An 8,360-nucleotide genomic window follows, 5' to 3' on the forward strand; every position below is an offset into this window, starting at 1 on the left:
GCCCTTTGCCGCGAGAGAACTCACCAGGGAGATGGACAACCATCACCACAGGAGAAAACCAGGATGCACACACGAAACGTCAACGTCAAAACCGCCGCTCAAGAATCTTCCAGGAAGATGGGGGAAGAGCAAAACCCTGTTTCTGTCGCACGTGAGTGGGTGGCTCAGGCCACTGCACTGAAAGCGGGTGTAACCGTCACCCTGTCAGACGTGACCCGCTACGGCGACGTGCAGGTGGAGATCCGCACCAACGGAACGCTTAACTGGCGCGCCTGGTCGTTTGAACCGGATTTTCTGTTTGAACTGAAACGCAACCTGCAATACGTGCAGCTTTAACCGGAGGCCGGATGTCCGGCCTTAACCCAGAGAAGGAGGAAACATGCAGAACCTTAACACCCGTCCGGCGACCCGTAAGGTCGGGCAGAGCACCGAAATCGTGAAGCTGCTGCGCATTCAGGCCAGCGACACCCACGTGGTCGAGTTTGACAATGTGGACACCCGATTTAATGACTGCAACAACTGGCAGGTGATGGCAGGAGGCAAACGTGTCCTGTTCAGCAACCGCATGTATGAGCGTTTTTCAGATGTGAAATCGGGGATCGTGGCAACGATCAACGTATGTGAAAACAGCGGCAGCGTAACGGATAAAGCGATGCTGGAAGGGGCAAAAGTCATGATGCAGGTTCTTGATGGCTATCCGTCCTTTGCGGCACTGGCAACACACCCGAAACGCATTACCGATTAACTGAGTGCCGTGACCGGATCGCACTCCGGCCACGGCTAACCACAACTATCACTGAGAGGTAAAAATCATGGTCGCCACCAATACTACGGCAAAAAAACCCGTTAAATCCACCCGCGCTAAAAAGTCTGCGGAAAAAATCGCGCAGTCTACTGAGCAGAAGCTCGTCCAGCTGCTCGCTGATACGCCCGTGCAAATCTTCCCTTACTCCCGCCTGTCACGCACTGACTTAAACACGCGCATCATTCCGCATACCGATCAGGAAGTGGAAGAGATGGCAGACAGCATTCAGGCAATGGGCATCCTCCAGAACCTGATCGGTGCAGAACTGCCGGACGGTACGATCGGCATTGTCGGCGGGGAAGGTCGCCGCAGAGGCACAGGCATTCTGGTGATGCGCGGTGTGCTCGATGCAGACACGCCGTTTGTTCCGGTGAAAGTCCTGCCCGTGGAGATGGCGGTGGCGGCCTCGATGATCGAGAACGGTCGACGTAAAAACATGCATCCCGCCGAGCAGATTATCGGTTTTCGTACCCTTCAGCAGGAAGGTAAAACGGCTTCTCAGATCGGCGCACTGATGGGCTACCATCCGCGCCACGTTCAGCGCTGCCTGAAGCTGGCGAATCTTGCCCCTTCCCTGCTGGATGCACTGGCGCGGGATGAAATCTCTCTTGAACAGTGTGAAGTCCTGACACTTGCTGATACCCATGAGCGTCAGGAGCAGGTCTGGAAAGAGGCTGTTGAACAGTGGCGCGATCCTGCCGTACAGACCCTGCGCAAAATGGTGACTGACGACAAGATGGCCATCAGTCACCCGATGTTTGAGTATGTGGGCGAGGAAGCCTATACCGCCGCTGGCGGTACGCTGACCGCCGACCTGTTCAGCGACAAGGACAGCACCTTTGCCGATGCGGCGCTGGTGAAATCTCTGCTGGCTGGCAAGCTCACCGTGCTCGCCGCCCGCGTTAAGCAGGAGCAGGGCTGGGGCTGGGCTGAGTTCCGTATGACGGAACTGCGCGCCAGCGGTGAGGACGGTGAACTGTACCGTTTTGCTATGCCGAAAGCTGTCCTGACGGAAGAAGAACAGAAGCGCGTCAGTGAGCTGGAAGAAAAAATGGAAGCCACTGAAAGCTACGATGACGAATACGAGCTTCAGCAGCAGATCGATGACATTTACTGCGAGGCGCAGTATCGCGAAGCCACGCCGGAATTTCGCGCCGCGCACGGTATCTGGGTGTCATGGGATGGTGACAATTTCCAGGTTCAGCCTGGTATCCGCAGGCTGACCGACGAAGACCGGGCAGAAGAAGAACAGGCGCGTCAGGAGCGTGAAAGCAACGTGATCAGACACACCACGCCTGAAATACCCGCTGACGCCTATCCGGCAACGCTGGTTAAGGCCATGTCTGCGGAGCGCACTCTCGCCGTTCAGGCAGAACTGGCGGGTCGCCCCGATGTATCGGTGGCGCTCCTGACGTGGACGCTGTGTCTTGCGCTCTTTGACCGCACCTACGGCAAGCGCAATGAACCGCTGAAAGCCTCCGTGTCCTCGAATCAGTATCACCTTGCATCACTGGCTCCATCCGGTGAAGAAGGGAAGGCGCTGACGGCGCTCAATGCACAGAAAAAAGCGCTTCAGGCAACGCTGCCCGAAAACTGGCATCTCGATTTCACCTGGCTGCTGTCATGGTCAGCAGAGCAGGTGAACACCCTGCTGGGATTCTGTGCCGCGCACGGTATCAACGGCATTCAGGAACGCCTGTATAACCGCACGGACACCAGTGAGCTGGACGCGCTGGAAGCGGCGCTGGACTTTGATCTGAGCAAGTGGTGGCAACCGGGGGCAGAGAGCTACTTCGGCAAGCTCACCATCGCCCAGATTGGCAAAGCCTACGAAGAAGCCGGACTGAGTGCCCGCGCCGGAGAGATTGTGAAGCTCAAGCGCCGCGATGCGGCGAAGGCCGCCGAGCAGGATCTGAATGCTCGGGGCTGGCTGCCTGACTGGATGGTGCGCCCTGCGCCAGCCGCTGAGGCTGAAGAGGCCACTGAATCCGACGCTGATACCACTGACCACGCTGCTTAATACCGGAGGCCGCCGCCTTCGGGCGGCGGGAAAAGACATGACCATGCAATATGACCTGAACCGAATCAACACCCTGACCGCCTCCGACCTGGAGTTTATCCGTCAGCAGGGTGAGGACGCGCGCCGCGCCCTCAGCGATGCCGTGACCGGCCTCCTGTCGACACCAGAAGGATGGCGCGTCTGCGCCGAATACCGCAGCGAGTTCGGCGGCTTCTTCCCCGTCCAGTGCCGCTTCAGCGCGGACGGCAGTGATGACTGGCATCTGTGCGTGTGCAGCCCCGGCGAAGTCTCTCCGTACTGGCTTCTGGTACTGCTCTCTTCCGGCGGTGATGTGGTACGTACTCTTTACCAGAGCGACACGCTCCAGCCTGACTGGATAAATCAGCTGATCGCGCAGCTGGCAGGTATGCGCCGCTTTAACTGCACTGCCCGCACCGTGGTGAAGCTGATGAATGTGGAGGTGACAGCATGATCCCGTCCTCACACGCGCTCGTTTCCCTGAAGCCCGCCCGTCAGGCAGCAATACAGGCTATCAGCCATGTTGAGTCTGCCCGCGAACGCGGCGCACGACTGCCCGCCATGCCGTATGTGCGTACCTTTCTGCGCCTTCTTACGGGCAGCGGTCGCCTCAACGCCACAGTGGCCAATAAAATACCTGGCCTGCACTGGGTACCAAACAACCGCCATTCGAACCTGAAACAGGTCGAGGAGGCACTCAACACCATGATCGCCACCGGAGGGGAAGCCTGCCCGCTGCCGCTCACGATTGACGTTCAGGCCGAGCTATTCCCTGAAGTCATGCACACCCGCACGGGTCGACGGCTGCACAGATCCAGCATTAAGACCACGCGTCAGATTCGCCGCCAGTCCCGTGAGTACGAACAGCGCTGGAAACTGCGCCAGAACCTGCAGGAACAGGCAAAAGTCGATCTGAATTTTCAGTCACCGGAAACCGTCTGCACCTGGTATACCCGGTGGAGCGACGAGTTTGACGCGGCAGAGCTGGCCACACCGTTCTGGAACTGGCAGACGCGGTTCGCGTCGCTGAAGGAACTTGACTGGCTTCGCATGAGCGGCGACCCGCTGTATTCAGTCATGTACCAAATCCCGTTTATTGTCCGGGAAACACCTGAGCACATCCGGGTCGCTGAACGCTGGCAGATACCGAACAAGCTGCGTTATCAGCAGGGGGCAGAATGAGAAATAACCCCTGTAAAACGGAGCTGAAGGTCGCCCGCAGCCAGCGAAATAAGCTTCGTACCATGTCCGCAAAGCTGAAAGAAATGTGTTGCGAGTGGGACGGACTGAGTGGCTGGCTGGAAACCGAAAGCGAGCAGCTGGCTGAGAGTATAGACAGGCACCTTGAGGCGCTCGAAGACCAGATCCGTGAATGGTCAGTAGGTACGGATAACCGGGAGGGATATTGAACATCATCAGTCGCAGGTTCGACAAAAAAGAACCCGGAACCGTGTTCCGCCATGCTGAAAGCGGGAAGATCATGTATCGTCTCGATGCCCGGCTGGAGCGGGATGACTGGGAGATAGTGCAGGCGATAATCAGCCTTGTCTATAACGCCGGCGTGGCCGCCGGAAGCAAACAGCGAGCCGCTGAAATTCGTGAGGCTCTGGGGATTTCAGGAACTGAATGACGCGGAAAAATGATGAGGATTTATACAGTTTTCAGACTGTTATTCCTGGGCAGATGATCGACGACGGGATATAATGGCGATGGCGCTTGAGGCTTTTTGCCTCATGACGTGAAGGTGGTTTGTTACCGGTTGTGTGGCAAAAAGAAGAAAGCCCCGTAGGAAGTTAATTTTCATTAACCAACCAAACGAGGCCATCTGCTTGACTAGACACCAACAGAATAGCCTCTTAGCAGCCGCAAGGCAAGGAGAAGACGGCTATGAAACTGCCACGAAATACCCTGATCTGGTGTGTATTGATTGTGTGTCTCACACTGCTGATATTCACTTACCTGACACGGAAATCGCTCTGCGAAATCCGTTACAGGGACACGAACAGGGAGGTGGCGGCTTTCATGGCTTACGAATCCGCTAAGTAGCCAACCCCGGCGGGGGGAAACCCCCGCCATTAAGGGGCTGAGGCTGTCTGGACATGCCTGAAGCGCCTTTATGAAGGGGTTACCGGTTTACCGGTAGCCCCTTTTTCCTTCCCGACGCGACCGCACGCCTGAACTTCCGGGAAGGGCAGTTCCCCTGCGGGGAACGGGGCTGGGCGGCAGCGCCTCCGGCGCTGCCCGCTCTCTTCCCTTCCGCTATTTATATTAATGCTAATGTACGCATCCATTAGCATTATAGGAAAAAGTCATTTTTCCCTGTTCCGTGCCGCGCGGATGCCTGTCTGATAGTGCTTTTTCACACTTTCAATATCACTGAGGGTGGAGTCCTGGCAGGATTGTGCGGCAAGACGGTAGCGGGAAGCTATTTCATCCAGGATGGCAGGCGTATTGTCGCGGCTGCGGTGCTGGCGACCTTTCTGGCCAAAAGTGGCGACAATGATGTCCTGGCTACCCGAGCGGCCGAAAAGACGCATACAAAGACGCTTTACAATAAGCGGCGTTAAATCCAGATCGATGCTGTCAGCTATCTCAAAAATAAAATTCAGCATCCGGTACGTTTTATAGCGTTTAACTGCAGCGCTGAGACGTGCAGCTCGCTGAGGGAATTCCCACGAATCATCAGAATAACGCTGCAGTTCGGCCTGATAATCCAGGGTCAGATGTTCGAGAGTGTATTTAAAGTTGCGGTAAAAATAAGCACGGGACTGTTCAGTCTGAGATTCTTCAGCCATTTCATGCACCAGTTATTAATGCTAATGGATGCGTACATTAGCATTAATCATCGGAGTGTTCAAAATTTCCTCTCTTGCCTGGTGACCTGAATGCAGAAGTGATGCTGCAGCTTCGTGGCCATAACCCGAAAACAGGGCAGGGCGATGGCCCCCTTCGGCTCCCGGCCAGCGTTGCTGTCCGGTCGTCGAGCCCCACTCCGCCAGGGCGGCCGCTGCGCACCCGCCGGGCTCCGCCGAACCCCTGCGGGTTTCGGGCCATACGGCTAGGGTCTGATGGCGAAGGTCAAGGGCTGCGGCTTCTCCGGCCGTGCCGTCCGGAACGCCTTCACCGCGCCGGCTGATGCCGTCGCTCTGATGTCGCCACGCCGTTCCGACGTGTCGGGTGTGTGCATCCTGTTCCCCCGGTGAAGCCATCCCCCGTGTGTCCTCACGCGGAGGGCTGCTTGTAGCACCGTCGGGTCGTCATCCAAGGGGTGAAATGCACTCCGCCAAAACTTTTTGCGTGCCGCAAAAACTTTAGTCTCCGCCCCTTTCCTTCCGCCCTTCGCCGTTGCTCCTTTTGCCCTTTGCCGCGAGAGAACTCACCAGGGAGATGGACAACCATCACCACAGGAGAAAACCAGGATGCACACACGAAACGTCAACGTCAAAACCGCCGCTCAAGAATCTTCCAGAAAGATGGGTGAAAACACCGTTAATACCGTTACACAGCCGACTCAGGTACAGAAAAAGCTGAATGACGGCTATTGCCGTCCCTGGGGGGAAATTACCGAAGCCCGTTATATCGACCAGCTGGAGACACTGGCGCTTACAGACTGGTGCAGAGGGTTCGGCGGGGAGTCGTTCAAATCGATGGAGTTTACGGGCGGGGATGTGACCGCAATTTTTGTCCGGTACGGCGCGCGCTTCTTTGAGTGCCACGACCTGCACACCCGCAATCACCGGGAGCTGATTGGCGACGTGATCGCCCGTTTCTGTCTCGATGCGCCGCTGAATTCCGCGCATTAAAAAAGCAGGGTTGCCCCTGCTTTCTCAACGCCGTATCTGGCCTACCAAAACGAGATTCGGCAATCACAACCAAAGTAAGGAGATTGATCGTGAAATTTGACCCGCAAACTGTCGCACAGGCGAAGGCATTTGTAAATGCCCTCCGCGCCGGAAAACGCGCTCGCGTACCCGCGCTGCGCTTCTCACAGTGGCAGCCGTTCCTGTCCGTGGTAAATGCCGAAACGGGCTACGCCGCCGATGCTGACTGTGGTCTGGCTGTCAGCGTCTACCCGGCGCTTGGACTGGCTTAACAGGAGACGGCCGCCTGCGGGCGGCCGGTAAGGAGAAACCATGTCACAACTGAGTTTTGAATCCCTGTTCCTGGCAGACCAGGCCGATCCGCAGCCGCGGGATTCCGCGCCTGTCCGGGTATTGTCGTCAGCTGAGGCGCGTAAGCAGTTCGCCAGTGTATTCCGCCAGACTGCGAAATATATGCGCCGTTCCGAAGTGTTCCGCGATTTCATCACCCTTGCTGCCAGTGGGCTGGATATGGCGCGCATACACTCGCCAGAAAACATCGAAAACAGCCGACGCATCTGCGAACGGTATCAGCCAGACGATTTAGACGCCATGAGGCATCTGTTCTGCCTGTTGGTGGAGGGGCTGGCGGGTGAAATGCATGATTTTCTGGGCGCACTGTATATGGAGCATGAACTGGGTGCGGACGAAATGGGGCAGTATTTCTCTCCGTCCTCCATCTCCCGCCTTATGGCCGGACTACTCATGCCCGGCGCTCAGGAGACGATAAAGCGTGAGGGTTGGATGACGCTCGATGAGCCTGCCTGCGGTAGCGCCGGAATGGTCATTGCCTTTGCATACTGGATGGCTGATGCGGGATACAACCCGTCAGAACAGCTGTATGCCACCTGCACAGATATCGATCCGATGGTGGCTGATATGGCCTTTATCCAACTGTCGCTGCTGGGTATCCCTGCGAAAGTCGTGACAGGTAATACGCTGACCCTGAAAGCAAATCGCATGCGTTATACCCCCGTTTATTACTTCAATGACTGGCAGGGACGTCTGGAGTTCCGCAGCCGTTTCGAAGCTATGAAAAACTTTCTGGCCACCGTGGCCGCCTGACTAACAGAGCGGCAGGGCAGACCTGCCGCAGGGAGAGAGAATATGACAAGCAACACACTGAACGCTGTTCCGGCGACCGTGCTGGAAACGATGGCAGAACGCCTGAACGACCAGCCTGAACCGATAAAAATCCGCAGCAACGATGATCACGCCGCGCTGGCTGCAGATGTGCTCTGGAAATTTGCCCGTAAAACCGGGCTGAACAGGGAAAGCGAAAGCGTGCAAACCGTCATCACGGATTTTCTGGCGAATCTGTTGCACCTGTGCGAACAGTGCGATCCGGACGGGGCGGGTATTGACGGATTTAATGCCCTGCTGAATATGGCCATGATGCACTATGAGCAGGAAAATGGAGGTGACAGCGAAGAACCGATCTGATCGGAAATCTTAGCCCCGGTGCATATCATCGGGGCAACCGCACAAACCCTCTTTCCCCTGCGGGGAAACGGGGAGGGCGAAAGCGCCTCCGGCGCTCCTGCCTTTCCCCGTTGCAGTGCTTATCTCCTCACTTGCGATCATAACCGACGTCCTGCTGGTTAACTTTCTCAGCTGAAGCGCCGTTATGGCCATAACCCAAAAAACGAACAGGGCG

13 protein-coding genes and 1 pseudogene are annotated in these 8,360 nt (G+C 56.7%); 13 read left to right on the top strand and 1 reads right to left on the bottom strand.

Annotated elements, in window-relative coordinates:
* Positions 1-63 precede the first annotated feature (63 nt).
* From ACWKXT_RS23930 to ACWKXT_RS23970, 9 genes and pseudogenes are all read left to right on the top strand, one after another.
* Entirely contained in the window at positions 64-336 is a 273-nt protein-coding gene (locus ACWKXT_RS23930; RefSeq protein WP_063419019.1) for a DUF905 family protein, read from the top strand.
* 43 nt (positions 337-379) lie between these two features.
* A complete protein-coding gene (locus tag ACWKXT_RS23935; RefSeq protein WP_454533247.1) occupies positions 380-745 on the top strand; it encodes a hypothetical protein in 366 nt (121 codons plus the stop codon).
* Positions 746-812: 67 nt separating this feature from the next.
* Positions 813-2,825, top strand: coding sequence for a ParB/RepB/Spo0J family partition protein (locus tag ACWKXT_RS23940; RefSeq protein WP_454533246.1), 2,013 nt, complete (start codon positions 813-815; stop codon positions 2,823-2,825).
* Positions 2,826-2,862: 37 nt separating this feature from the next.
* Positions 2,863-3,297, top strand: coding sequence for a conjugation system SOS inhibitor PsiB (psiB, locus tag ACWKXT_RS23945; protein WP_233003797.1), 435 nt, complete (start codon positions 2,863-2,865; stop codon positions 3,295-3,297).
* Positions 3,294-4,025, top strand: coding sequence for a plasmid SOS inhibition protein A (locus ACWKXT_RS23950; protein ID WP_454533245.1), 732 nt, complete (start codon positions 3,294-3,296; stop codon positions 4,023-4,025). Before psiB ends, ACWKXT_RS23950 begins: the two co-directional genes overlap by 4 nt.
* Positions 4,022-4,252 carry a hypothetical protein gene (locus ACWKXT_RS23955; RefSeq protein WP_338628878.1) on the top strand — a complete coding sequence of 77 codons (231 nt, stop codon included), beginning with the start codon at positions 4,022-4,024 and terminating at the stop codon, positions 4,250-4,252. Before ACWKXT_RS23950 ends, ACWKXT_RS23955 begins: the two co-directional genes overlap by 4 nt.
* Positions 4,249-4,473: a hypothetical protein gene (locus ACWKXT_RS23960; RefSeq protein ID WP_004146150.1), complete on the top strand. Its 225-nt coding sequence runs from the start codon at positions 4,249-4,251 to the stop codon at positions 4,471-4,473. Before ACWKXT_RS23955 ends, ACWKXT_RS23960 begins: the two co-directional genes overlap by 4 nt.
* A 133-nt stretch (positions 4,474-4,606) precedes the next feature.
* Positions 4,607-4,822 (top strand): annotated as a pseudogene (locus ACWKXT_RS23965) (DUF5431 family protein); the annotation flags it as partial.
* A complete protein-coding gene (locus ACWKXT_RS23970) occupies positions 4,767-4,889 on the top strand; it encodes a type I toxin-antitoxin system Hok family toxin (protein WP_224776414.1) in 123 nt (40 codons plus the stop codon). The pseudogene ACWKXT_RS23965 and the gene ACWKXT_RS23970, both read left to right, overlap by 56 nt.
* 263 nt (positions 4,890-5,152) lie before the next feature.
* Here the strand turns inward: ACWKXT_RS23970 and ACWKXT_RS23975 are convergent, their stop codons facing one another.
* The gene (locus tag ACWKXT_RS23975) at positions 5,153-5,638 is read right to left on the bottom strand and encodes a cytoplasmic protein (RefSeq protein WP_454533267.1); all 486 of its coding nucleotides are present in this window, start codon (positions 5,636-5,638) and stop codon (positions 5,153-5,155) included.
* A gap of 624 nt (positions 5,639-6,262) precedes the next feature.
* Between ACWKXT_RS23975 and ACWKXT_RS23980 the strand changes: the two genes are divergently transcribed.
* From ACWKXT_RS23980 to ACWKXT_RS23995, 4 genes are all read left to right on the top strand, one after another.
* Positions 6,263-6,646, top strand: a complete 384-nt coding sequence (locus tag ACWKXT_RS23980; RefSeq protein ID WP_454533244.1) for a hypothetical protein — start codon at positions 6,263-6,265, stop codon at positions 6,644-6,646.
* A gap of 89 nt (positions 6,647-6,735) precedes the next feature.
* The gene (locus tag ACWKXT_RS23985; protein WP_031494497.1) at positions 6,736-6,936 is read left to right on the top strand and encodes a hypothetical protein; all 201 of its coding nucleotides are present in this window, start codon (positions 6,736-6,738) and stop codon (positions 6,934-6,936) included.
* 40 nt (positions 6,937-6,976) lie between these two features.
* Entirely contained in the window at positions 6,977-7,768 is a 792-nt protein-coding gene (locus ACWKXT_RS23990) for an N-6 DNA methylase (protein WP_454533243.1), read from the top strand.
* 42 nt (positions 7,769-7,810) lie between these two features.
* On the top strand, positions 7,811-8,146 hold the full coding sequence (locus ACWKXT_RS23995; RefSeq protein ID WP_454533242.1) for a hypothetical protein: 336 nt from the start codon (positions 7,811-7,813) through the stop codon (positions 8,144-8,146).
* The last annotated feature ends 214 nt before the right edge of the window (positions 8,147-8,360 follow it).

It is taken from the genome of Enterobacter sp. UPMP701, assembly GCF_053709515.1.

What these genes read in the sequence shown, in the direction of transcription:
- ACWKXT_RS23930 (WP_063419019.1), top strand. Translation starts at nt 64, where the DNA reads ATGCACACACGAAACGTCAACGTCAAAACCGCCGCTCAAGAATCTTCC.
- ACWKXT_RS23935 (WP_454533247.1), top strand. Translation starts at nt 380, where the DNA reads ATGCAGAACCTTAACACCCGTCCGGCGACCCGTAAGGTCGGGCAGAGC.
- ACWKXT_RS23940 (WP_454533246.1), top strand. Translation starts at nt 813, where the DNA reads ATGGTCGCCACCAATACTACGGCAAAAAAACCCGTTAAATCCACCCGC.
- psiB (WP_233003797.1), top strand. Translation starts at nt 2,863, where the DNA reads ATGACCATGCAATATGACCTGAACCGAATCAACACCCTGACCGCCTCC.
- ACWKXT_RS23950 (WP_454533245.1), top strand. Translation starts at nt 3,294, where the DNA reads ATGATCCCGTCCTCACACGCGCTCGTTTCCCTGAAGCCCGCCCGTCAG.
- ACWKXT_RS23955 (WP_338628878.1), top strand. Translation starts at nt 4,022, where the DNA reads ATGAGAAATAACCCCTGTAAAACGGAGCTGAAGGTCGCCCGCAGCCAG.
- ACWKXT_RS23975 (WP_454533267.1), bottom strand. Translation starts at nt 5,638, where the DNA reads ATGGCTGAAGAATCTCAGACTGAACAGTCCCGTGCTTATTTTTACCGC.
- ACWKXT_RS23980 (WP_454533244.1), top strand. Translation starts at nt 6,263, where the DNA reads ATGCACACACGAAACGTCAACGTCAAAACCGCCGCTCAAGAATCTTCC.
- ACWKXT_RS23990 (WP_454533243.1), top strand. Translation starts at nt 6,977, where the DNA reads ATGTCACAACTGAGTTTTGAATCCCTGTTCCTGGCAGACCAGGCCGAT.
- ACWKXT_RS23995 (WP_454533242.1), top strand. Translation starts at nt 7,811, where the DNA reads ATGACAAGCAACACACTGAACGCTGTTCCGGCGACCGTGCTGGAAACG.